The 22,698-nt window shown below is 66.2% G+C and carries 20 protein-coding genes and 1 pseudogene; 10 read left to right on the top strand and 11 right to left on the bottom strand.

Annotated elements, in window-relative coordinates:
- Positions 1–261: 261 nt before the first annotated feature.
- The 7 genes from mutL (at position 262) to EYW47_RS08310 (ending at position 9,933) form a co-directional block, all read left to right on the top strand.
- Entirely contained in the window at positions 262–2,490 is a 2,229-nt protein-coding gene (gene mutL / locus EYW47_RS08340; RefSeq protein WP_133194400.1) for a DNA mismatch repair endonuclease MutL, read from the top strand.
- Positions 2,491–2,497: 7 nt separating this feature from the next.
- On the top strand, positions 2,498–3,487 hold the full coding sequence (gene miaA / locus EYW47_RS08335) for a tRNA (adenosine(37)-N6)-dimethylallyltransferase MiaA (protein WP_133194399.1): 990 nt from the start codon (positions 2,498–2,500) through the stop codon (positions 3,485–3,487).
- A 354-nt stretch (positions 3,488–3,841) separates the two neighbouring features.
- Positions 3,842–5,248: a D-arabinitol 4-dehydrogenase gene (dalD, locus tag EYW47_RS08330; protein ID WP_133194398.1), complete on the top strand. Its 1,407-nt coding sequence runs from the start codon at positions 3,842–3,844 to the stop codon at positions 5,246–5,248.
- A gap of 162 nt (positions 5,249–5,410) precedes the next feature.
- Positions 5,411–6,892: a xylulokinase gene (gene xylB, locus EYW47_RS08325; RefSeq protein ID WP_133194397.1), complete on the top strand. Its 1,482-nt coding sequence runs from the start codon at positions 5,411–5,413 to the stop codon at positions 6,890–6,892.
- Positions 6,893–6,995: 103 nt separating this feature from the next.
- Positions 6,996–7,949 carry a sugar-binding transcriptional regulator gene (locus EYW47_RS08320; protein ID WP_133194396.1) on the top strand — a complete coding sequence of 318 codons (954 nt, stop codon included), beginning with the start codon at positions 6,996–6,998 and terminating at the stop codon, positions 7,947–7,949.
- A gap of 569 nt (positions 7,950–8,518) precedes the next feature.
- Positions 8,519–9,577 (top strand): DUF6402 family protein, encoded by a 1,059-nt coding sequence (locus EYW47_RS08315; protein ID WP_133194395.1) that lies wholly within the window; start codon positions 8,519–8,521, stop codon positions 9,575–9,577.
- Positions 9,574–9,933, top strand: a complete 360-nt coding sequence (locus EYW47_RS08310) for a hypothetical protein (protein ID WP_133194394.1) — start codon at positions 9,574–9,576, stop codon at positions 9,931–9,933. Before EYW47_RS08315 ends, EYW47_RS08310 begins: the two co-directional genes overlap by 4 nt.
- A gap of 104 nt (positions 9,934–10,037) precedes the next feature.
- Here EYW47_RS08310 and EYW47_RS08305 read toward each other — a convergent pair whose 3' ends face one another.
- The 6 genes from EYW47_RS08305 to EYW47_RS08280 form a co-directional block, all read right to left on the bottom strand.
- Positions 10,038–11,147 carry an ABC transporter ATP-binding protein gene (locus EYW47_RS08305; protein WP_133194393.1) on the bottom strand — a complete coding sequence of 370 codons (1,110 nt, stop codon included), beginning with the start codon at positions 11,145–11,147 and terminating at the stop codon, positions 10,038–10,040.
- Between the two features lie 110 nt (positions 11,148–11,257).
- The gene (locus tag EYW47_RS08300) at positions 11,258–11,944 is read right to left on the bottom strand and encodes an HAD family hydrolase (RefSeq protein ID WP_133194392.1); all 687 of its coding nucleotides are present in this window, start codon (positions 11,942–11,944) and stop codon (positions 11,258–11,260) included.
- 35 nt (positions 11,945–11,979) lie between these two features.
- On the bottom strand, positions 11,980–12,858 hold the full coding sequence (locus tag EYW47_RS08295) for a carbohydrate ABC transporter permease (protein WP_133194391.1): 879 nt from the start codon (positions 12,856–12,858) through the stop codon (positions 11,980–11,982).
- The gene (locus EYW47_RS08290) at positions 12,855–13,775 is read right to left on the bottom strand and encodes a carbohydrate ABC transporter permease (protein ID WP_377784822.1); all 921 of its coding nucleotides are present in this window, start codon (positions 13,773–13,775) and stop codon (positions 12,855–12,857) included. Before EYW47_RS08290 ends, EYW47_RS08295 begins: the two co-directional genes overlap by 4 nt.
- 170 nt (positions 13,776–13,945) lie before the next feature.
- Positions 13,946–15,280, bottom strand: a complete 1,335-nt coding sequence (locus EYW47_RS08285; protein ID WP_133194389.1) for an ABC transporter substrate-binding protein — start codon at positions 15,278–15,280, stop codon at positions 13,946–13,948.
- A 94-nt stretch (positions 15,281–15,374) separates the two neighbouring features.
- On the bottom strand, positions 15,375–16,178 hold the full coding sequence (locus EYW47_RS08280) for an L-iditol 2-dehydrogenase (protein WP_240763605.1): 804 nt from the start codon (positions 16,176–16,178) through the stop codon (positions 15,375–15,377).
- Between the two features lie 455 nt (positions 16,179–16,633).
- On the opposite strand from EYW47_RS08280, the gene EYW47_RS08275 reads away from it, so the two are divergent.
- Genes EYW47_RS08275 through EYW47_RS08265 form a run of 3 tightly spaced genes read left to right on the top strand, consistent with a single transcriptional unit; the run spans position 16,634 to position 19,381 of the window.
- Positions 16,634–17,602, top strand: coding sequence for a metal ABC transporter solute-binding protein (locus tag EYW47_RS08275; protein ID WP_377784918.1), 969 nt, complete (start codon positions 16,634–16,636; stop codon positions 17,600–17,602).
- Between the two features lie 35 nt (positions 17,603–17,637).
- Entirely contained in the window at positions 17,638–18,606 is a 969-nt protein-coding gene (locus EYW47_RS08270) for an ABC transporter ATP-binding protein (RefSeq protein WP_133194387.1), read from the top strand.
- Complete coding sequence (locus EYW47_RS08265; RefSeq protein ID WP_133194754.1) at positions 18,599–19,381, top strand: metal ABC transporter permease; 783 nt, start codon at positions 18,599–18,601, stop codon at positions 19,379–19,381. The genes EYW47_RS08270 and EYW47_RS08265 overlap by 8 nt, the downstream gene beginning before the upstream one ends.
- Before the next feature lie 134 nt (positions 19,382–19,515).
- Here EYW47_RS08265 and EYW47_RS08260 read toward each other — a convergent pair whose 3' ends face one another.
- The 5 genes and pseudogenes from EYW47_RS08260 to EYW47_RS08240 all read right to left on the bottom strand — a co-directional run.
- The gene (locus EYW47_RS08260; protein WP_133194386.1) at positions 19,516–20,565 is read right to left on the bottom strand and encodes a patatin-like phospholipase family protein; all 1,050 of its coding nucleotides are present in this window, start codon (positions 20,563–20,565) and stop codon (positions 19,516–19,518) included.
- 4 nt (positions 20,566–20,569) lie between these two features.
- Positions 20,570–21,028, bottom strand: a complete 459-nt coding sequence (locus EYW47_RS08255) for a PIN domain-containing protein (protein ID WP_133194385.1) — start codon at positions 21,026–21,028, stop codon at positions 20,570–20,572.
- An 84-nt stretch (positions 21,029–21,112) separates the two neighbouring features.
- Positions 21,113–21,496 (bottom strand): hypothetical protein, encoded by a 384-nt coding sequence (locus EYW47_RS08250; protein WP_133194384.1) that lies wholly within the window; start codon positions 21,494–21,496, stop codon positions 21,113–21,115.
- A 150-nt stretch (positions 21,497–21,646) separates the two neighbouring features.
- Positions 21,647–22,492 carry an S-formylglutathione hydrolase gene (fghA, locus tag EYW47_RS08245; RefSeq protein WP_133194383.1) on the bottom strand — a complete coding sequence of 282 codons (846 nt, stop codon included), beginning with the start codon at positions 22,490–22,492 and terminating at the stop codon, positions 21,647–21,649.
- Positions 22,493–22,504: 12 nt separating this feature from the next.
- Positions 22,505–22,675 (bottom strand): annotated as a pseudogene (locus tag EYW47_RS08240) (S-(hydroxymethyl)glutathione dehydrogenase); the annotation flags it as partial.
- Positions 22,676–22,698: the final 23 nt, after the last annotated feature.

Below are 22,698 nucleotides of genomic sequence, written 5' to 3'. Positions count from 1 at the left end.
ATCCCTTATTGGTCGTGGCACGCGCGCCCGTCTGGGACATGCCCGCACGGGACATGCCCGTATGGGACGCGCGGGCCGGTGTTGCGCGAGAAGCAAAATTGACCGCGCCATGATACCGAAAGTGCCCGTCGTCACGAAAAATTCCCTCGAAAATCGGCAAAAGTCCGCCGAATGCGCACCGAAAGCGCCACGAACGTCGGCAAAACCGGGGACGCAAGCGCGCGCCAGGGCGCCGCGCGCCGACTCGCTATAATTGCGCGCATGTCTTCGAATTCCGACCTCGCCGGCGCCGGTGCAACACCCGAGCGCACGCCCGACTCTGCCGACAGCGCAGCCGCTAACGCAACCACGGCAACCCCGGCAACCCCGGCAGCCGCCGCAGCCGCGGACCCTGCGCATGCCTCGCGCGCCGCGCAGCCCGCGCGCGCGATCCTGGCGCTGCCCGACCAGCTGATCAGCCAGATCGCCGCGGGCGAAGTGGTCGAGCGCCCTGCCTCGGTCGTGAAGGAGCTGCTCGAAAACGCGCTCGACGCGGGCGCGAGCACGCTGCGCATCCTGCTCGACGAAGGCGGCGTGAAGCGCATCTCGATCGCCGACGACGGCTGCGGCATCCCCGAAGCCGAGTTGCCGCTCGCGCTCAAGCGCCACGCAACCAGCAAGATCCGCTCCCTCGCCGAACTCGAAAGCGTCGCCACCCTGGGGTTTCGTGGCGAGGCGCTGGCCTCGATCGCCTCGGTCGCCGAGATGTCGATCACGAGCCGCCCCGGCAACGCCGCGCACGCCGTGAAGATCGACGCGCATACGGGCGCGCTCTCGCCCGCCGCGGGCGGCCAGGGCACCACCATCGAAGTGCGCGAGCTGTACTTCAACACGCCCGCGCGCCGCAAATTCCTGAAGAGCGAGCAGACCGAGCTCGGCCATTGCCTCGAAATGATCCGCCGCAGCGCGCTCGCGCGGCCCGACGTGGCGATCTCGGTCCTGCACAACGGCCGCGCCGTCGAGCACTGGAACGCGAGCGATCCGGCCACGCGCGTCTCGAAGATCCTCGGCGAGACTTTCGCCACCGCGCACCTGCCGCTCGACGAGCGCGCCGGGCCGCTCGCCGTCTACGGCTGCGCGGGCCTGCCCACCGCGAGCCGCAACCGCGCCGACCAGCAGTACTTCTTCGTGAACGGCCGCTTCGTGCGCGACAAGCTGCTCACGCACGCCGTGCGCGCCGCCTACGAAGACGTGCTGCATGGCGACCGCTATCCGTCGTACGTGCTGTTTCTCGACCTGCCGCCCGAGGCCGTCGACGTGAACGTGCATCCGTCGAAGATCGAGGTGCGATTTCGCGACTCGCGCTCGATCCACCAGTTCGTGTTCCATGCCGTGCAGCGCGCGCTCGCCCGCCATGCGGGGGCCTCGCCCGAAACCACCTCGGGCGGCCACGCCGCGCTGATCGAGCCGCGGCCCGCGCCGGGCGCCGGCGTGCTGGGCGGCTCGGCTGGGCTGGCTTCGGGCATCGCGGGTTCCACCAGCGCCGCCGGCACGTCGCCCGCCGGCTTCGATGCGCCGGGCAAATTTGGCACCGCCAGCGTCGCAAGCAGCTTCGGCGGCGCGGGAAGCGCCTTCTCCGGTGGCGCGGGAGGCCGTGCGCCGGGGTTCGGATCGAGCGGTTCGGGAGGATTGGGTAGCTCGGGTGGCGGTGGCAGCGGCAACACCTGGCTGCGCCAGTCGCGCATGACGCAAGGCAGCCTGCCCGTCGCACAGCCGCTTGCGCTCTATGACGCCCTGTTCGGCCGCAAGGACGTAGGCGCCGGCACGGCACTTGGCGCGACCGTGCCGCAAGCCGAAGACGCGCTCGCACGCGAAGGCGCGTCCTTTGACGCTCAGGCCCCCCAGCCCGCCTTCGACGCCCGCGACGACCATCCGCTCGGCTTCGCGCTCGGCCAGGTGCACGGCATCTACGTGCTCGCGCAGAATGCGCGCGGCCTCGTGATCGTCGACATGCACGCCGCGCACGAACGGATCCTCTACGAGCAGTTCAAAGAGGCGCTCGCCGAGCGCTCGCTCGCGGTCCAGCCGCTCCTGATCCCTGTCTCGATGACGGCCGATCCCGTGGAAACCGGCACCGTCGAGGAAGAAAAGGCCACGCTCGAAGCGCTCGGCTTCGATCTCGCGGTGCTCTCGCCCACGTCGATTGCGATTCGCGCGGTGCCTGCGCTGCTCAAGGACGCCGATCTCCAGGCGCTCGCGCGCGCCGTGCTCGCCGACCTGCACGCCTACGGCGGCTCGCGCGTGCTGACCGAGCGCCAGCACGAGATGCTCGGCACGCTCGCCTGCCACCACGCGGTGCGCGCGAACCGGCGCCTAACGCTCGACGAGATGAACGCGCTGCTGCGCCAGATGGAAGCGACCGAGCGCGCCGACCAGTGCAATCACGGCCGGCCCACGTGGTATCAGCTCACGCTCGCCGACCTCGACCGGCTCTTCATGCGCGGCCAGTGAAGCACTCATGAAGCCAGACAACCAGGCATTGCCCATCGCGTGCCTGCTCGGGCCCACGGCCTCGGGCAAGACGGCGGCCGCGCTCGCCTATGCGGCCGAACAGGCCGCTGCGCCGCACGGGCGCGCGGTCGAGATCGTCAGTGTCGATTCGGCGCTCGTCTATCGCGGCATGGATATCGGCACGGCCAAGCCCAGCGCCGCGGAGCGCGCGGCGGCCGCGCATCATCTGATCGACATCGTCGACCCCGCCGAGGCCTATTCCGCCGCGAACTTTCGCGCCGACGCCCTGCGCGTGACCGGCGAGATCCTCGCGCGTGGCAACGTGCCCTTGCTCGTGGGCGGCACGATGCTCTACTACAAGGCGCTCACCCAGGGGCTCAACGACCTGCCGGGCGCGGACCCCGCCGTGCGCGCACAGCTCGACGCCGAAGCCGGGCGCGACGGCTGGCCCGCGCTCCATGCCCGTCTGGCGCAAGTCGATCCGCCCACGGCCGCGCGCCTGGCTCCAAACGACTCGCAGCGCATCCAGCGCGCGCTCGAAGTCTTCATGCTCTCCGGTCAGCCGATGTCGGCGCTGCTCGCCGCGCCCCGCCAGAATTCCACGGAAGATGAAGCGGCGCGCTACCGTTTCGTGCCCATCGCGCTCGAGCCGTCGGATCGCGGCGTGCTGCACCAACGCATCGAGCAGCGCTTCGACGCCATGCTCACCGCCGGTTTCCTCGACGAAGTGAAAGCGCTGCGCGCGCGCGGCGACCTCGATCCGAACCTGCCGTCGATGCGCTGCGTCGGCTATCGCCAGGCTTGGGAATACCTCGACGGCGCCATCGACTACGCCACCATGCGCGACAAGGGCGTGTTCGCCACGCGCCAGCTCTGCAAGCGCCAGCTCACCTGGCTGCGCGCGATGCCCGAGCGCATCGTCGTCGATTGCTGCGCGGCCGATGCGACCGCGCAGGCCGTCGCCGCCCTCTCGACGGTGGCGAGCACGCAAGGCTGAGGTTCTCGCGCCGCCGGCATTGCAGCCGGCGCGCGAGCCTGCTCTCGCAGCCGAGCCGCACGCGCCACCCGAAGGCGTTGCCCCGTCTCTCCTCCTGTACGCCGCTACACCCTCATTGGTGCGCCACGGCATCGCCGCCGTGTGTCCGTCGGGCGCGCCCACGCATGGCGAAGCCATCGCGGCGCGTCACCAAAAACCTGCCGAAGCTGTCTTGACTTTCGTGCCGCCGAATACGATCATTCGTTCATCAATCGAGCAATTGCTCTATACCCAGATCGGCCGAATTCATCGAGCAGCGCACAGACGCGCACACCAAGCGCGCATGGCCGCCCTACCAGGAGTCAGGAGACAGACATGGACAGCGAACGCAGCAACGCGAACGTGATCCTGCACATCGGCGCCGGGTCGTTTCACCGGGCGCATCAGGCGTGGTATCTGCACCGCGTGAATCTCGCGCGCAAGCCGGATGAGCCGGCATGGTCGCTCACGGTCGGCAACATCCGCCCGGACATGAACGCGGTCATGGACGCGCTCGCCGCGCAGCATGGCGCCTACACACTCGAAACGGTCACGCCGCAGGGCGAGCGCGCCTACGAGACGATCCGCTCGATCACGCGCGTGCTGCCGTGGTCCGCAGACCTCGCGGCGCTGATCGAAGCTGGCGCAGACCCCGCCTGCAAGATCATCGCGTTCACGGTAACCGAGGGTGGCTATTACCTCGACGAGCACGACCGCCTCGACACCGCGAATCCCGATATCGCCGCCGACCTCAACGGTGCGCGCACCACGATCTACGGCGCACTCGCGGCGATTCTCGAAGCGCGCATGGCGCGCGGCGGCGATCCAGTCACGCTCCAGACCTGCGACAACCTGCGCAGCAACGGCAAGCGCTTTCACGCGGGCATGCGCGAATTCCTCGCGCTGCGCGGCGCGACGGCATTGCGCGACTGGTTCGATGCCCGCACCGCCTGCCCCGACTCGATGGTCGACCGCATCACGCCACGCCCCACGCCCGACGTGCGCGAGCGCGTGAAAGCCGCAACCGGCGTGGACGACGCCTGCCCCGTGATGGGCGAGGCCTTCATCCAATGGGTGATCGAGGATCACTTCTGCGCGGGGCGTCCCGCATGGGAGCGCGCGGGCGCGGAGATGGTCGAATCGGTCATGCCTTACGAAGAGGCCAAGATCCGCATCCTCAACGCGACGCATAGCTGCATTGCGTGGGCGGGCACGCTGGTCGGGCTCGACTACATCCACGAGGGCACGAACGATGCGGACATCCGCACCTTCGCGCGCGAGTACGTGAGCGAGGACGTGATCCCCTGCCTCACGCCCAGCCCGCTCGATCTCGCGAAATACCGCGACGTCGTGCTCGAGCGCTTCAGCAATCCGTACATCCAGGATACGAATCAGCGCGTGGCCGCCGACGGCTTTTCGAAGATCCCCGGCTTCATCGCGCCGACCATCGCGCAGCGCATCGCGGCCGGCGCCGCGCCTGCCGCCACGGCCGTCCTGCCCGCGCTGTTCCTGCGCTTCCTGCAACGCTGGAGCCAAGGCACGCTGCCGTTCCAGTACCAGGACGGCGTAATGGACGAGGCCGCCGTGCGCGGCATGTTCGAAGCCCCCGATCCGCTCGCGGTGTTCTGCGCCGACAAGCTGCTCTGGGGCAGCCTGGCGGGCAGCGCACCCCTCACAAGCGCCCTGCGCGACGCGCTCGCGCGCGTAGATGCGTGGCTCGCGAAGCGCGGATGCAGCGTCTGAGCACGTGAGCCACGGCCTTCTCGCTGTGTGTTCCCCCGCTTCGAACTCATACGCGCGCGACGCTGTCCTGCGTGCGCCGCGCCCCTGGGTCGGCGCCCATGGCGCTGCCTGGCGTGCGCGGCTAAAGTAGCGCCTCAACCCTAACGACTTTCGCGCGCGCCCATGTATCTCGGCATCGACCTCGGCACCTCCGAAGTAAAAGTCCTGCTGCTCGCACCCGACGGCCGCGCGATCGGCACCGCGGGCTCGCCGTTCACGGTCTCGCGCCCTCAGCCACGCTGGGCCGAGCAGGATCCCGCCGACTGGTGGGACGGCACGCGCCGCGCGCTCGCCGCGCTGCGCGAGAAGCATCCGCATGAATTCGCCCTGGTGCGCGGCATCGGCCTCTCGGGGCAGATGCACGGCGCCGTGCTGCTCGATGAGCACGACACCGTGCTGCGCCCCGCGATCCTCTGGAACGACATGCGCGCCGTCGACGAATGCGCCGAGCTCACCGCGCGCGCGCCGCAACTGCATCGCGTGGCCGGCAACCTGGCTATGCCGGGCTTTACCGCCCCCAAGCTGCTGTGGGTCGCGCGCCACGAGCCCGCGCTGTTTCGCAAGACCGCCTGCGTGCTGCTGCCCAAGGACTGGCTGCGCCTGAAGCTCACGGGCGGCAAGGTCTCCGATCCTTCGGACGCCGCGGGCACGCTGTGGCTCGACGTCGCCAAACGCGACTGGTCCGATGCGCTTCTCGACGCCTGCAACATGACGCGCGCGCAGATGCCCTCGCTCGCCGAAGGCAGCGCGCCTTCCGGCACGCTGCTGCCCGCAGTCGCGCGCGAGTTCGGCCTGCGCGAGGACGTGGTGGTGGCGGCGGGCGGCGGCGACAACGCCACGAGCGCCATCGGCATCGGCGCCGTGCAGCCCGGCGACGGCTTCGTCTCGCTCGGCACCTCGGGCGTGCTGTGCGTGATCGGCGACCGCTTCCGGCCGAATCCGGCCTCGGCCGTGCACGCGTTCTGCCATGCGATTCCCGAGCGCTGGCATCAGATGAGCGTCGTGCTCTCGGCGGCCAGCTGCCTGCGCTGGGTCTGCAAGCTCACCGGCACCGACGAGCCCACGCTGCTCGCCGAAGTCGAGCGCCTCGCGCCGCAAACGCTCGCGCAAGCGCCGCTCTTTTTGCCCTACCTTTCCGGCGAGCGCACGCCGCACAACGACCCCTATGCACAGGGCGTGTTCTTCGGCATGACGCACGCGACCGACCGCGCGCTGCTCGGCTACGCCGTGCTCGAAGGCGTGACGCTCGCGCTCACCGACGGTCTCGACGCCCTGCGCGCGGCGGGCACCGAAGTTGGCCCGCTCTCGATGCTCGGCGGCGGCGCGCGCAGCGCGTATTGGGCACAGCTCGCGGCCGATGCATTCGACACGCCCACGCGCCAGCACGGCGGCGGCGAGACGGGCGCGGCGCTCGGCGCAGCGCGCCTCGGCTGGCTCGCGGCAGGCGGCGCGTTCGACGAGGTGCTGACGAAGGCGCCCGTTGCCGCCGAATACACGCCCGATGCCGCGCGCCACGCCGCGCTGCGCGAGCGGCTCGAAGCCTATCGCTCGCTCTACCGGCACGTGCGGCCGCTGTTCGATCCCGCGCGCGAGAGGCTCGCATAAGCACGGCAGAAGGTTTCCAGTACACTCGCTCGAACAAGGCAAACGTAAGCTCCCAAGCCATCCCGCTCACGCATTCGCACCGCAGCCCGTCCCGACGAACACCGTGCCCAAGTCCACCGAAAAACTCGATCTCGCCACCCGCGCCGCCTGGCTCTACTACGTGGCCGGCAACACCCAGAACGAGATCGCCGAAAAGCTCCAGGTGTCGCGCCCGGTCGCCCAGCGCCTCGTCGCGTTCGCCGTCGAGAAGAACCTGATTCGCGTGCGCGTCGATCATCGACTGGCCGACTGTCTCGCCCTCGCGGACCGGCTCTCGAAACGCTACGGCTTGTCGGTGTGCGAAGTGGTTCCCGTGGACGGCGATACGCAGGAGGCCATCGACCGCAAGCTCGCGGTCGCCGGCGCGCAGGTAATGGAGCGCTATCTGACTGAAGAGCGGCCGATGGTCGTGGCGGTGAGCAGCGGGCGCACCTTGAAGGCTGCTGTCGATCAGATCGCGCAGCTCGAGCGGCCGCAGCACCGGCTCGTCTCGATGGTCGGCGCGATCGCGCAGGACGGCTCGTCGAACCGCTACGACGTGGCCCTGCATATCTCCGAGAAAACCGGCGGCAAGCATTTTCTGCTGCCCGCGCCGCTCATCGCCGACACCGAGGCCGAGCGCGCGCAATGGTGCAATCACCGGCTTTATCGCATTGTCGAATCGCTCTCTGCCGAAGCGGATGTGGCGTTCGTCGGTATCGGCAATATCGGCGAGCATTGCCCGCTGCATGAGGACGGCTTCCTCACCACGGATGAAGTGCACGAGCTGATGGGCCTCGGCGCAATTGCGGAAATGCTTGGTCTGCCGATCGATGCGAGCGGCAAGCGCGTGGATTCGCCCACGGGGCGGCGCGTGACGAGCCTGTATCTGGATTCGCCGCCCAAGCGGCCCACCATCGGCTTCGCGGGCGGTGTGCGCAAGCGCGAGGCGGTGATCGCGGCGCTCAAGGGCGGCTGGCTTTCAGGGCTCGTGACCGATGAGGAGTGCGCTCGGGCGGCGTTGGGGGATGAGGGCTGAGTGGGCGATAAGTTTGGCTCCCGCGGTGCCTGACTTGCAGCTCGCACTCAAGATCCGATGACGCAACGCCGCTATTTGGCCGGCCAGGTCCGCGCAAGTGCCTTGCGTATTGCAGCGGCGTTGGGATATCGCGCGTGCTGCGTTGTCCCGTCGCGGAAGCCACATTCGCACTGGCCAATGAACGGCGCACTGGCATCGCTCTGCAACCCCACAAAGACAGCGCCTCGAGACGCAGAACCCGTTAGCTTGTACACGTAACCATCATAGAAGTCGCCACCGTAGTCGTAATGATGATGCTGCGGTGTCTGCACGAGCACGATTGCCCGAATCATCTTTCACCGTGTCTGAACTGCGCGCTCACGGCATTCATAGGCAACTGCCAATCTCTGCGACGAGAAAGCACAAGACGATAACGCGATCCTTAAATATCGTATCGAAACCTGCCGAAAAAAGCCGGTTGGGGTGCACTATTTTGGCAAGGTAGTTAACTACGGCGCGCCAATTATGAGATGCCCGCGCCTACGGTCCTTATAGCATCGTGGATACTCAATCCCACGTAAGGACCGTTCATGTATCTCATCGATGATGAATTGCCGTACTACAAAACGGATTTCTTTGCACCTCGATGGAACTATCGTCAGGGATGCAAGCCGCTGAATTTGCCAGGCATCTCCTTTGACAAGCCGCCACCGCCGCTGCCTCCACCACCGAAGGACAAAACGGCGCGCGCAAAACAAGATGTCATCAAAGTCCCACCCTTCGACATTCAGGAAATACCGGACGCAATGAGGCTTGAGCAAATGCCCATTGCAGCAAAGCTTATGGAGCGATGGTTTGCCGGTGTGCTGAACTACGCACCGACCGATGCAGATCTCAAGGCCGAGAAAAATCAAAGAGGCGAACCTTATCCCCCGAGCATGTACGACACCACCTCGATCAAGATGGACTGGGTGCTGAGGTATAAGCGTGCGGAAGTGATATATCTCGACCTCCTGAAGAGCCGCATCTATAGGCCAGCGGCGTTGGACCGGCTCCGGGAGCGTCTCCTGCCATTCAAGAACTCAGCCACACAGTTCGATTCGTGGGCATTGTGCAGGAATAGCATGTCGATGCTGCATCGTCATTTTCACCTCCAGTTCGCCGGCGTCGGAAGCTCGCTCTCGCAAAAGATTGGCGAATTCATGGACTCACAATTCCGCAATAACGGTGTTCCAGATGATCTGACAGGTGCACTTGGTTCCTTTAATTTCTATGTCGCTCCGGCAGATGTGCGGATCGGAGTTTCCGGAAGCGAGGCTGTGGTTTCGAGTGTCTATGTGTATGTGAAAGATAGCTACGACTTCACCGACAAGCCCGGTGACGTTTCACAGTATCTCGGCCACTGGAGCCGCAAAGGTGTGATCGTCGTTCCGTATAATGGCCTTGTGGGCCAGCTCAATGTCCCGACCTTGTATCTACCCTATCCAGTCGCACGCGGCAACATGAGGGGGAAAGGCAATGTCTATTACCCGGTCCACAACAAGGATTTCCGGCAGTGGGCGATGAAGCACCAGAGGGGCGGTGATTTCATCATATTCTCCAACCGCAAATGTGTTCGACTACGTGAGCCAATACGGGTCAAGCTATGAGAAAGGTCGTCATAGCATTAATCGCAATCGCATCGGCCTACTTCTACTTTACGCATCATTCCGACTCGAAAGCCTATGACTGTGTCCGTCGCCTATCCCCCGATGGCCTCCATGTTGCCGAGGAGTGCACGCTTGATTGGGACCACGGCGATAACCCGAAGTATGTTGGCCGTGTCTACGATACCTCTGGAAAATTGATCCTTCGAAGGACATTCCATACGCCTTCGCCGGAGATAACCTGGGCGGGCAACCACCTTCTGTTTTCGAATGGCGGTGGGGACGACGACTTTGTGGTTTTCCCGCTCTCGCTCTACGACCGCATCAATGCTGCCTATTGGCGGTTGACACAGTGGTAAAAAAAAAACCCGCTCGAAAGCGGGCATGTAAGGCCTCAACCAGCAGGCCCCCTCTGCGACAACCGTTGCTGCGCCACCTCGTCCTGCGAGGCGGCGCCTGTGTCTCAAGCCGCCATCTGCTGTGCAAACCGGCGCTCAAACGCGATTCCATCGGCATCGAACAGATGGCAATGATCGGGCGTCGCGCCGAGCTTCATGGTCGCGCCGCGTTCGTGCCGCTCCAGCGGCGGAATGCGCGCAATCAAGCCATCGGGCGCCACGGGCGACTCCGCGTAGAGATAGGCCGCATCGCCGAGCGACTCCACCGTATTCGCTTTCACGCTCACGCCGTACTCCCCCGAGTTCACATGCATGTGCTCGGGGCGGACGCCCACCGTGACCTTATCGCCCTCGCGCGCCCCACGCGGCTCCACCGCGACCTTCTGCGTCTCGCCCGTTTCATAGCGCACGACAATGCCGTCGCTCGCGACCTGTTGCACGACGCCGTCGAGAAAGTTCATCTTCGGCGAGCCGATGAAGCCCGCCACGAACCGGTTCGCGGGCGCATGATAGAGACGGTTCGGACTCCCGACCTGCTCCACATTGCCCGCCGAAAGCACGACGATCTTGTCCGCGAGCGTCATGGCCTCGACCTGGTCGTGCGTCACGTAGATCATCGTCGTCTTCAGCTCGTCGTGCAGGCGCGCGAACTCGAGGCGCATCTTCACGCGCAGCGCCGCGTCGAGGTTCGAGAGCGGCTCGTCGAACAGGAATACCTTGGGCTTGCGCGTGATCGCGCGCCCGATCGCCACGCGCTGGCGCTGGCCGCCGGAAAGCTGCTTCGGTTTGCGCTCCAGCAGATGGTCGATGTGAAGGATCTTCGCAGCGTTCTTCACCGCCGCGTCGATCTCGGCCTTCTTCGTGCCCGCGAGCTTCAGTCCAAACGCCATGTTGTCGTAGAGCGTCATGTGCGGATAAAGCGCGTACGACTGGAACACCATCGCAATGCCGCGCTTGGCCGGCGGCACGTCGTTCATGCGCGCGCCGTCGATCATCAGGTCGCCGCCGCTGATGTCTTCGAGTCCCGCGATCATGCGCATGAGCGTGGTCTTGCCGCAACCGCTCGGGCCCACGAACACGACAAACTCGCCGTCTGCAATATCGAGGTTCACGTCGCGCAGGACTTCGGTTTCGTCGTAGCGCTTGAGTACGTCTCTCAGGATCACGCTTGCCATGATGTGTGTCTCCATTCGTTGCGGTGTCCCAGGGCTCGCGCCCTGTCACCGCGACTCGATCAAAATACGATCACAATTCGATCACGATTCGTATTACCGCGAAGCCGCGCTCAATGTGCGCGCGCCTCCGCCTTCTGCATCCAGTGCGCCGCGAGCGCAGGCAGCGCACGCATGTCGTCGAAAATCTCCTGCGCGCCCACGTCGCGCAATTCGAGCGCATGCGCTTCGCCACCGACGTGCGCGCCGCCCACGAAGCCCAGCACCGTCATGCCCGCCGCGCGTGCAGCGCTCACGCCCGCCACGCTGTCTTCCACCACGAGGCACGCTTCGGGCGCCACGCCTAAACCCTGCGCCGCCGCGAGATAGACGTCCGGCGCGGGCTTCGGCTTTGCCACCATATCGGCGCAATAGATGCGCTCGCCAAAGAAGCGCGCGAGGCCGTTGCGCTCCAGCACGCGGCGCACCACCGCCGCATAGCTGTTGCTCGCGCAGGCCTTGGTGAGCGCGACGGCCTCCAGTGCCGCGCTCACGCCCGCAAAGAGCGGCGCTTGCGCCGCCTCGGTTTCGGCCACGGCGCGAATCGCATCGACGTCCGCGAGCGTCAACTGCCGGCCGAGCGCCTCGCTCGCGCCGCCGAGCACGCGCTCGATGCGCTGCCCGAGCAGCGGCATCAGCACTGGCGCGACGGCAGCGCCTGGCCAGCGCGCTTCGAGCTCGCGCACCAGCACGCGCGCGGCCACGGCTTCGCTGTCGATCAGCACGCCGTCGCAGTCGCAGATCAGGGCCTGAATGGTCATGTGCTTCGTCCTCGTGTGGCTTGTTTGCAGCCGCTTTATTTGACCGCGCCGAACGTGAGACCGCGCACGAGCTGCTTCTGCGAGAGCCAGCCGACGATCAGCACGGGCGCCACCGCCAGCAGCGAGGCCGCCGAGAGCTTGGCCCAGAACAGCCCCTCGGGGCTCGAGTACGAGGCGATGAACACCGTAAGCGGCGCCGCACTCGAGCTCGACAGATTGATGCTCCAGAATGCTTCGTTCCACGAAAGGATGATCAGCAGGAGCGCGGTTGACGCGAGCCCCGGCACCGACATCGGCATGAGCAGATAGACGATCTCCTGCCAGGTGGCCGCGCCGTCCATGCGGCCGGCTTCCAGAATGTCTTTGGGGATCTCGTTGAAATACGTGTAGGCCATCCACACTGCAATCGGCAAATTAATGAGCGTGTAGACGATCACGAGTCCGCTCACGGTGTCGAGCAGCCCGGAGTTCTTCCACAGCAGATAGATCGGCACGAGCACGCCCACCGAAGGCATCATCTTGGTGGACAGCATCCACAGCAGAACCCCCTGCGTGCGCCGGTTCGGGAAGAACGCCATCGCATAGGCGGCGGGCACGGCCAGGATCAGGCAGACGATCGTCACGCCCGCCGAGATCAGCACCGAATTCCATGCGAACGCGAAGTAGTTGCTGCGTGCGAAGACCTCGCGGAAGCTGTCGAGCGTCGGGATAAAGAACAGCGACGGGATATACGCCTGCTGCTCGGTCTTGAACGCCGTGATCGTCATCCAGAAGATCGGGAAGAACAGCGCGAGCGCGATGATCCATGCAAGCAGTCCCGGCAGCACCCGCCCGATGAACTGGAGCGGCGAAGAACGGTTGACGGCGTGCGGCGACTCGGGTGCGCGTACGGGCGAAGCGGTAACTTGGCTCATTTTTCGTACTCCCCTTTGAGGTTGCGCGCGAGCATGCGCACAAGGAAGAACGACACGATGTTCGCGAGCACGACGGCGAGAATGCCGCCCGCGGACGCGATGCCCACGTCGAACTGCTGCAGGCCCATCGAGTAGATCAGGTAAGTGAGGTTGGTGGTTGCGTTGCCGGGACCGCCGCTCGTGGTCGTATAGATCTCCGCGAAGATCGAGAGCAGGAAGATGCTCTCCATCATCACCACCACGGCGATCGCGCGGCGCAGGTGCGGCAGGGTAATGTAGAAGAACATGGCGATCGCGCCCGCGCCGTCGATCTTGGCTGCCTCCTTTTGCTCCTGGTCGAGCGACTGGATCGCCGTGAACAGAATAAGGAACGCAAACGGCAACCACTGCCATGCCACGATCATGATGACTGCGGTGAGCGGATAAACGGCGAACCAGTCGATGGGCGTCATGCCCATCGCGCGCATCGCGATGGCCACGAGCCCGTACACCGGATGCAGGATCATGTTCTTCCAGATCAGCGCGGAAACCGTGGGCATCACGAAGAACGGCGCGATGGCAAAGAGGCGCGCGACGCCCTGCCCGACGAACTTGCGGTCGAACAGCACCGCCATCAGCACGCCGCCGACCACGGTGATCACGAGCACCGCCACGATCAGTTCGACCGTGTGGAAGATCGACGGCCAGAACGACGGGTCGGTGACGAGGAACTTGTAGTTGTCGAGGCCGGCGAAACCCTTGAGATCGGGGTTGAGCAGGTTATAGCGCGTGAACGAATACCAGATCGTCATCGCGAGCGGAATCGTCATCCACAACAACAAGACCGCGACGGACGGCGAGACCAGCCAGCGCGACGCCGAACGGCGTGTCTCCACGTGCTGCGGCTGGGGCGCTCGCGCTCGATTGAATATAGGCATGGGAAGATGGAGATGACGCATGAGGACCACCCTTCTCTGTTACGCGGCGGCTCGGGGCGCGGCGCCGCATCTCTTTCGCGAGAGGTGCGCCGTGGCCTGCGGCCCGGCGCACCTTGCGTTCCAACTGTGCTGCGACTGCAATGGCGCCGTAATGCTGCGCCTGACTTCGCTCACTTCTGGTAACCGGCCTGCTTCACGGCGCGGTCGGCTGCGGCATTGCCGGCGGCAAGCGCCTGATCGACGCTCATCTGACCCGCCACAGCGCCGGCGACACTCTGACCGACCACCGTGCCGAACGACTGGAATTCAGGAATCCCGACGAACTGCACACCCGTGTACGGCACCGGCTTCGCGGTCGGATGATTCGGATCGGCGGTCTGGATTGCCTTCAGCACGAAGTCAGAGAACGGGGCGGCCTGCTTGTATTCGGGGCGCTGGTAGGTCGAGACGCGCGTGCCCGACGGCACCGAAGCCCATCCCTCGTCCTTCGCGACCATCTCGACGTATTGCTTCGATGTCGCCCATTCGATGAACTTCTTCGCGGCGTCCTGCGACTTCGAAGACTTCGGAATCGCGAGCGCCCACGACCACAGCCAGTGCGCGCCGTTCGGCGTCACTTCGGTCGGCGCCGCCGCGAAGCCGATCTTGTCGGCCACCTGCGACTGCTGCTTGTTGTAAAGGATCCCCGCCGCAACCGTGGCGTCGATCCACATCGCGCACTTGCCCGAGGACATCAGCGTGAGGTTCTCGTTGAAGCCGTTCGAGCTGGCTCCCGGAGGGCCGTCCTTCTTCAGCAGATCGACATAGAAGTTCACCGCCTTCTTCCACTCGGGCGTGGTGAGCTGCGCCTGCCACTTCTCGTCGAACCAGCGGCCGCCGAAGGTGTTCACGACGGTCGTCACATACGCCATGTTCTCGCCCCAGCCGGCCTTGCCGCGCAGGCAGATGCCGTAGGTGCCCTTGGACGGGTCGTTGAGCTTGTCGGCGAACTGCTTGATCTGGTCGTAGGTCGGTTGCTCGGGCATCGTCAGGCCCTTCGCCGCGAACAGGTCCTTGCGGTAGTACGTCATCGAGCTTTCGACGTAGAACGGCAGGGCGTAAAGCGTGCCGTTGTACGAGAGACCGTCACGCGCCGTCTTCACGACGTCGTTCAGGTCATACTCGGCGGGCAGGTTCGTCATGGGGACGATCCAGCCGCGCTTGCCCCACTGCGGCGCCTCGTAGGTGCCGATCATCATCACGTCGAACTGGCCGCTATTGGTCGTGATGTCGGTCGTGGCGCGCTGGCGCAGCACATTCTCTTCGAGGATCACCCAGTTCAGCTTGATGCCCGGATTGGCCTTCTCGAAAGCCGGCGAGAGCTTCTTCAGCTCGAGCATGTCCGGGTTGTTCAACATCGCGATCGTGACGGTCTGCGCGTGTGCCGCGCCCGCCGCGGCAACGAGGGCGAGCGCGCCGGTCGCGCGACCTATGCGCCAGGCGGCGCTCCGAATGGCTGGTTTCATGGCGTTGTCTCCTTTCGTTGTTTGCTGCGTTATGTCGTGCTGCGTTATGTCGTGCTGCATGGGTTGAAGTCGCCGGATAAGCTCCGCAGGGCGTTCAGCTCATCCAGTTGCCGCCGTCGACGTTGAGCGTCTGCGCGGTGATGTAATCGGCGTCGGCGGATGCGAGAAAGAGCGCGGCGCCGGTGAGATCCTCGGGCAAGCCCATGCGGCCGAGCGGCACTTCCTCACCCACGAGCCGTTTCTTCTCGCCCAGAGGCCGGTGCTCGTAGCGCGCGAACAGCGCGTCCACCTGATCCCACATCGGCGTGTCGACGACACCCGGCGCAATGCCGTTCACGTTGATCTTGTGCGGCGCGAGCGCGAGTGCCGCCGACTGCGTGTAGCTCAGCACCGCCGCCTTGGTTGCGCAGTAGTGCGAAACGAGCGCCTCACCGCGCCGGCCCGCTTGTGACGACATGTTGATGATCTTGCCGCCCTGCCCGTGCTCGACCATGCGGCGCGCGACCGCCTGCATCAGAAAGAACATGCCCTTCACGTTCACGGCGAACAGACGGTCGTAGATGTCCCAGGATTCGTCGAGCAGCGGGCGCATGTCGAACAGCGCCGCGTTGTTGAAGAGGATGTCGATGCGGCCGAAGCGTTCGAGCGTGCCCGCGACGATGCGCTCGATGTCCTCGCGGCGCGTGACGTCCGCGCTGAGGGTGAGCACGCGCTCGGCAAACGCGGCGGCTAGCGCGGGGGCGATGGAGTCGGCGGGCTTCACGTCGACCAGCACGCAGCGCGCGCCCTCGTCCAGATAGCGCCGCGCGACCGCCTCGCCGATGCCGCTCGCCGCGCCAGTGAGCACGGCCACCTTGTCCTGCAAACGTCCTGCCGCCGGGTTCGCGGAATGTGCCACAGGGGTTGTCTCCATTTGCGTTCGTCGAGCCGCCGATGCTCTGCCGCGGGCAACTGCGCGAACTATCGCTCGACATACGAGCATTTGCTCTGTTGGTGATCGAATGATCGGACACAGGCGCACGCATGTCAAGGCGGACATACGCGTTTCGCTACAGATTTCGATGGTGCGACGCGCAAGGGCTGCCCAACGGCGCAGGAGCATTTGGCGCGCCCGCCTTGCGCTCAGGGACGAATTGGAGGGGCATTCGGGCCGGCGCTGCCTATCGGTGGGGCTGCCCGGCGATTTGAGGGGGAGACTGGCTCGCCAACCGATGTGATACGTTATATCATCTCGATTCCGTGCCGCTTGGCCCGATCCGGGCAGCGCTGCGTCGCGTCTGGATGCCATTCAAGCCACGTTCTCACCCCTCATTCAAGGATAGAACCATGCCCGCTATCACCCGCGCAGTCCGCATGACTGTCCGCATGGCTGCCCGCCTGCCCGGCCGGCTCTCCCACGCCGCAGCCGCGCTCAAGCGCGCCGCCATGCCCGTGGTGGGTGCATGCCTCGCGCTCGGCGCGCTGCTCGGCCCGTGCGAAGCCGCCCATGCGGCGGACGCGCCGGGCGCCGCCGCGCCGGGCGCCGCTCTCGACGTCGTGGCGGCGGAGAACTTCTACGGCGATGTCGTCAAGCAGATCGGCGGCGCTTACGTGAACGTGACGAGCATCCTGAGCAACCCCGACCAGGACCCGCATCTGTTCGAGGCGAGCCCGAAGACCGCGCGCGCGCTGCATCACGCGCGCGTCGTGGTCTACAACGGCGCCGATTACGACCCGTGGATGACCAAGCTGCTCGGCGCCACCGGCGGCGGCCAGCGCACGGTCATCGTCGCGGCGGATCTGGTCGGCAAGAAGGCTGGCGACAACCCGCACCTCTGGTACGACCCGCAGACGATGCCCACGGTCGCGCGCGCCGTGAGCGCCGCGCTCGGGGCAGCAGACCCGGCGCACAAGAGCGTGTACGATGCCAACCTTGCGACGTTTATCGGCTCGCTCAAACCGCTCGACGACAAGGTCGCGGCCCTGCGCGCGCAGTACAAGGGCCTGCCGGTGACGGCGACCGAGCCGGTATTCGGCTATATGTCGGACGCGATCGGCCTGGACATGCGCAATATGCGCTTCCAGATGGCGACGATGAACGACACCGAGGCAAGCGCGTCGGACATCGCGGCTTTCGAGCGCGACCTGCGCGAGCGCCGCGTGCGTGTGCTGATCTATAACAGCCAGGCAACGGAAGCGATGACGCGACGCATGCTCGGCATCGCCAAGCAGTCGAAGGTACCGACCGTGAGCGTGACCGAGACGCAACCCGCCGGCATGAACTTCCAGCACTGGATGCTCGCGCAGCTCGACGCGCTGCAAACGGCGCTGGCGCAGAAGTAATGACCGTAACAACGTCCGTACAGGGAACCCAGGCAATGACCGAGGCCTCGCCCTCTCACCGCGCAACCGAAGTCCGCACGGCACCGGCTGCGGCGCACGACACGCACCGCGCGCCGCAGCCGGTGCTCACGCTCGCGGGCGTGACGCTCACGCTCGGCGATCGCACGATCCTGCGCGACGCCAACTTCGCGGTGAACCAGGGCGAATTCATCGGCGTGCTGGGACCGAACGGCGCGGGCAAGACCACACTGATGCGGGCGATCCTCGGCCTCGTACCCGCTGCGCACGGCGCGATTCGCGTGCTCGGCGAACCCGTGGCGCGCGGCAACGCGAAGATCGGCTACATGCCGCAGACACGCACCGCGCTCGCGAGCCGCCGCGTGCGCGGACGCGATTTCGTCGCGATGGCCGCCGATGGCCACCGCTGGGGCCTGCCGCGCGCCGACGCCGCCACGCGCGCCGACGTCGCGCGCGTGCTCGATCTCGTGGGCGCCTCGAAGCTCGCCGACCGCCCGCTCTCCGAGCTTTCCGGCGGCGAGCGCCAGCGCCTGCTGCTCGCGCAATGCCTGCTCGGCGACCCAAAGCTGCTGCTGCTCGACGAGCCGCTCATCAGCCTCGACCCGCACCACCAGCGCGGCGTGGTCGAACTCGTGCGCCGCGTGCAGCGCGAGCTCGGCATCGCGGTGCTGTTCTCGGCCCATGAGCTCAACCCGCTCCTGAACTCGCTCGATCGCGTGCTTTATCTCGGCAACGGCGTGGCGGCGCTCGGCAGCGTGGATGAAGTGATCACGGCGCCCGTGCTCTCGCGGCTCTACGGCTCGCCTATCGAAGTGATGCGCATGAAGGGCCGCATCTTCGTGATGTCGGGCGACGTCGAGGTCGAGAAGCACGACCACGAGCATGAGCACGATCACGGCCATGGCCACGCGCACGGCCACAGTCACGATCACGGTCACGACAACGACAGCAACGACAACACCCACGGCCACACGCACGATGCTTGAATACGATTTCATGGTGAACGCCTTCGCGGCGTCTGGCATCGTCGCGGTGCTCGCGGGCATCGTCGGCTACTTTCTGGTGATGCGCGGGCAGACCTTCGCGGGCCATGCGCTCTCGCACGTCGGCTTCACGGGCGCCACGGGCGCCGTGCTGCTCGGCGTCTCGCCGATCTGGGGCATGGTGGGCTTCACGCTCGCCGCGGGCGTGTCGATGGGCGCGCTCGGCGAAAAGCTCGCGGGCCGCGACGTGGCCATCGGCGTGATCCTCTCGCTCGCGCTCGGCTTCGGCCTGCTGTTCCTGCACTTCTTCACGGCGTACGCCACCCAGGTCACGGCGCTGCTGTTCGGCAACGTGCTCGGCGTGAACCGCGACACGCTCGGCATCCTCGCGGCGCTGGCCGTGGCGAGCCTCGCCGCGCTCGCGGCCATCATGCGGCCGCTGCTGTTCGCCTCGCTGCAGCCTGAGCTGGCCGAGGCCAAAGGCGTCTCGCTGCGGCTCGTCTCGGTGCTGTTTCTCGCCATCGCCGCGCTCGCCGTGGCCGCGTGCACGCAGATCGTCGGCGTGCTGCTCGTCTTCACGCTGATGGTGGGCCCCGCCGCCGCCGCGCAGAATCTCACCACGCGCCTCTCAATTGGCGTCGCGCTCGCCGCGCTGCTCGCGCTCGCGCAGGCGTGGATCGGCGTCACGCTCGCCTACTACACCGACTGGCCGACGAGCTTCTGGATCACGGCGCTCGCGGCACTGGTCTACGGCGCGAGCCTGATCGGCCGGCGTTGAGCGCTTTCGGCGCGCGCATTCAAAAAACGGCGTTGCTCCTCGCGGAGCAACGCCGTTTTGCTTTCCGGCTTTCCGGCTTTCCGGCTTTCCGGCTTTCCGGCTTTCCGGCTTTCCGGCTTTCCGGCGATGCGCGCTCAGGTCTCGCCGTCGCCCATGATGAAGCGCAGACGGCGCGACTCGTCGGCCCGCGCGCAGAGCGCCTCGAAGCGCTGATCGGCGAGGCGCGTGAGCGCCACCGTGGCGTCGGGCGTCGCCACGTCGAGATCGCGCAGGATCTGCTGGTCGCCGCCCACCTCGCTGTTCAGATGCAGATAGCTTGCCTTGAGCTCGCGCATGCAGGTGGCCTGCGCCATGCGTTCCTGCGCCTGCATGCTCAGATCGAGCGCGGGCTGCGCCCAGTAGAGGCCGCGCAGCGGCAGGCGGCTCGGCACGCTCTTGTGATGCACGCCCGTGGTGCCCACGCCGAGCATGCGCACCGGCACGCCACGCCGCAACGCCTCGCCGAGCGCATGCGCGTCGGGGCAGTTCGCGGCGAGGCCGCCGTCCACGTGCCAGTCGTCGTCGAGCATCAGCGCCGGGAAATGCGCGGGGGCCGCCGAGGTCGCGCGCGCCGCGTCGAGCAAGGTGCAGGTGTCCGCCGCGTCGCCGGCGAGACCCCGGCTCCTCAAGAGGCGCAGCTCGCCCAGCGACCAGCTCACCGTCGTGAGCATGAGCGGCTTGTCGATCTCGGCCAGCGTCTTGCCGGCCCAGCCGTCGAGACACGCGACGATCGCCGCCTCGAGCGGCTCGGCCGCGTAGACCTTCTTGCTGAAGAGCTTCTGCAGCTTGCGCAGCGAGAGCTTCGGAAAGATCGACGGCCCCCACTGCGCGAGCATCGCGTAAAGCTCGCTTGCGGCCACGCCGGCCGCGAGCCCCGCCGCGAGAATGCCGCCCACCGAAGTCCCGGCGATCATGTCGAAGCGCGCGCCGATCGGCCCCGCTCCGAACTTCTCGCTGGCTTCGATACGGGCGAGCAGGCGCGCCGTATAGAGCCCGCGATAGCCGCCGCCCGAGAGGCTCAGCACGCGCACACAGTCGGGCGCCGGCGTGAGCCGGCCTTCGGGCACGCGAAACGGGTCGTCCAGCGCGGGATTCGACGAGCTATTCGGCGGGCTATTCGGCGGATGGTTCGGCGGGCTGCTCAACGGCCTATTCCTCGAGCAGGGAGACGACGCCCACCTGGAGCTTGCGCAACTCCCGGTGGTACGCCTCTTCGGGCTCGACGAGCGTGCAGCCGTTGGCCACCGCGGTGGCGATCACCATGCGCGTGTCCTGGCCGACCGGATGACGCGCGCCGGCCTTGTCGATTTCGAGCGGATGATGGCCACGCCACTGCTCCCATTGCGCGGCCTCGCTTTCGCCGAACGGCAGCATGACGGAGCCGTCGTCGACGAGCGCGGCAAGGCGCGCTTCGAGCGCCTTCCTGAACGCCGCGCGACGCGGCTCGCTCATCTTGTGCCGGGCGATCACCTGGCGCGCGGCCGCGACGCTGATGACGCTCAAGTTGATGTCGCGCGCCTTCACCCCGCCCTCGATCCATTTGCGCGAGGCGGTGTCTTCAACACACATGTCGATGAGCGTATTCGTGCCCAACAAAAATCTCGGCATGGACGGCCTTTATTGGTCTTGTGCGTGGCGTGCCTCTGCGGCATGCCGACTGGCGTACTGAACCGATGAACTGCGCCGGCAAACTCAGCGCGGCACGCGGTAGTGATCCACGGCCTCGATGGACACGTCGCGCGGCAGCTTGCCCGAGGCCGGCACCGAAGGCAGCCCGGCGAACACTTCGGCCACGGTGCGGTCGCTGACCGTGTTGGACATCAGCGCGACGGCCTGCTCGAGGCCGAGAATAATGAACGGCTCCGGGCCCTGGTTGACGATTTCGACCGAGCCCGATTTGACGCGCCTCAGGACGCTCGAATAATTCGTCTTGAATGCCGAAATGGGCGTGCCCACGGCGTTGACGTCGGTTGCGCCCACGCGCGCGGCAATCGCCTTCACGGCCGCCTGGAAATCATCCATGCGCCGCTCGGCGGATTCCTTGCTGGCTTCGGGATCGATGAGGGATGCTCGCATGGCCGGATGACTCCAAAAAAGACCTACCTGACCAGATTCTAGTACCAACCTGACCAGATATCAAAGTTTCACTCGGGGTCGGATACGCGAATAAAAAAGGCCTCGACGCACAGCGTGGAGGCCTTTTCGAGCATCGTAAGCGCGTTAGCGTTACTTCAGCAGCACCCGCGCGTGATGCGCCAGATGATCCTCGATAAAGCTCTGGATGAAGAAGTAGCCGTGATCGTATCCCGCATGACGGCGCAGCGTGAGCGGCTGCCCCGCTGACTTGCACGCGGCTTCGAATACGTCCGGGTTCAACTGGTTCGGCAAGAACGCGTCCGCCAGTCCCTGATCGACGAGGATGCCGGCTTCGAACTTGTGCGCGGCCTTGCCCACCAGCTCGCTCGCGTCGTACTGCTTCCAGGCCTCGCGGTCCTCGCCCAGATAGCCGCTGAACGCCTTCTCGCCCCACGGGCAGCGCGTGGGCGCAGCGATCGGCGCGAACGCCGACACCGAGCGGTAGATCTCCGGGTTGCGCAGCGCGAGCATCAACGCGCCGTGCCCGCCCATCGAGTGGCCGAAGATGCCCAGCCGCTCGCCGTCCACGGGCAGGCTCGCCGTCACGGCCTCGCGCAGCTCGTCGCGCACATACGAATACATGCGCCAGTGCTTCGACCACGGCTCGCGCGTGGCATCGACGTAGAAGCCCGCGCCCACGCCGAAGTCCCAGGCCTCGGCTTCGCCGGGCACGTTCGCGCCGCGCGGGCTCGTGTCGGGCGCAATCAGCGCGATGCCATGCTGCGCGGCGAAGCGCTGCGCGCCCGCCTTGATCGGGAAGGTCTCCTCCGTGCAGGTCAGACCTGCCAGATAAAACAGCCCCGGCACCTTCCGCTCGCGCGCCTGCGGCGGCAGATACACCGAAAAGCGCATCGGCAGCCCGATCGTCTTCGAATCGTGTTTGTAGATGCGCTGCACGCCGCCGTAACAGGCGTGCTCTTCAATCTGGTCCAGCATCTCTAGCCCTCGCTATGGGTAAAGGACAACAGAGCGAATCGACTCGCCCTGCTTCATCAGGCCGGAGCCCTCGTCGATCCGGTCGGGGCGCAACGTGTGCGCGATCGGATCGTCGATGTCGATCTTACCTTCCATGCACCTGTCGACGATTTTCGGCACGTTGGTGCGCCCACGCCCGCCGCCATCGTTCAGTTATGCGATGCAAT

Origin of the sequence: Paraburkholderia silviterrae (genome assembly GCF_004353915.1) — a bacterium.
Lineage (GTDB): Bacteria > Pseudomonadota > Gammaproteobacteria > Burkholderiales > Burkholderiaceae > Paraburkholderia > Paraburkholderia silviterrae.
Note: the sequence above shows the minus strand (reverse complement) of the source record. Positions and strands in the feature narration are given on the sequence as shown.

Excerpts from the sequence above, each read along its gene's own strand:
- EYW47_RS08295 (WP_133194391.1), bottom strand. The coding sequence starts at position 12,858 with ATGAGCCAAGTTACCGCTTCGCCCGTACGCGCACCCGAGTCGCCGCAC.
- EYW47_RS08315 (WP_133194395.1), top strand. The coding sequence starts at position 8,519 with ATGTATCTCATCGATGATGAATTGCCGTACTACAAAACGGATTTCTTT.
- EYW47_RS08250 (WP_133194384.1), bottom strand. The coding sequence starts at position 21,496 with ATGCGAGCATCCCTCATCGATCCCGAAGCCAGCAAGGAATCCGCCGAG.
- EYW47_RS08300 (WP_133194392.1), bottom strand. The coding sequence starts at position 11,944 with ATGACCATTCAGGCCCTGATCTGCGACTGCGACGGCGTGCTGATCGAC.
- EYW47_RS08290 (WP_377784822.1), bottom strand. The coding sequence starts at position 13,775 with ATGCCTATATTCAATCGAGCGCGAGCGCCCCAGCCGCAGCACGTGGAG.
- EYW47_RS08275 (WP_377784918.1), top strand. The coding sequence starts at position 16,634 with ATGACTGTCCGCATGGCTGCCCGCCTGCCCGGCCGGCTCTCCCACGCC.
- miaA (WP_133194399.1), top strand. The coding sequence starts at position 2,498 with ATGAAGCCAGACAACCAGGCATTGCCCATCGCGTGCCTGCTCGGGCCC.
- fghA (WP_133194383.1), bottom strand. The coding sequence starts at position 22,492 with ATGCTGGACCAGATTGAAGAGCACGCCTGTTACGGCGGCGTGCAGCGC.
- mutL (WP_133194400.1), top strand. The coding sequence starts at position 262 with ATGTCTTCGAATTCCGACCTCGCCGGCGCCGGTGCAACACCCGAGCGC.
- EYW47_RS08310 (WP_133194394.1), top strand. The coding sequence starts at position 9,574 with ATGAGAAAGGTCGTCATAGCATTAATCGCAATCGCATCGGCCTACTTC.
- xylB (WP_133194397.1), top strand. The coding sequence starts at position 5,411 with ATGTATCTCGGCATCGACCTCGGCACCTCCGAAGTAAAAGTCCTGCTG.
- EYW47_RS08305 (WP_133194393.1), bottom strand. The coding sequence starts at position 11,147 with ATGGCAAGCGTGATCCTGAGAGACGTACTCAAGCGCTACGACGAAACC.
- EYW47_RS08270 (WP_133194387.1), top strand. The coding sequence starts at position 17,638 with ATGACCGAGGCCTCGCCCTCTCACCGCGCAACCGAAGTCCGCACGGCA.
- EYW47_RS08285 (WP_133194389.1), bottom strand. The coding sequence starts at position 15,280 with ATGAAACCAGCCATTCGGAGCGCCGCCTGGCGCATAGGTCGCGCGACC.
- EYW47_RS08255 (WP_133194385.1), bottom strand. The coding sequence starts at position 21,028 with ATGCCGAGATTTTTGTTGGGCACGAATACGCTCATCGACATGTGTGTT.
- EYW47_RS08265 (WP_133194754.1), top strand. The coding sequence starts at position 18,599 with ATGCTTGAATACGATTTCATGGTGAACGCCTTCGCGGCGTCTGGCATC.
- dalD (WP_133194398.1), top strand. The coding sequence starts at position 3,842 with ATGGACAGCGAACGCAGCAACGCGAACGTGATCCTGCACATCGGCGCC.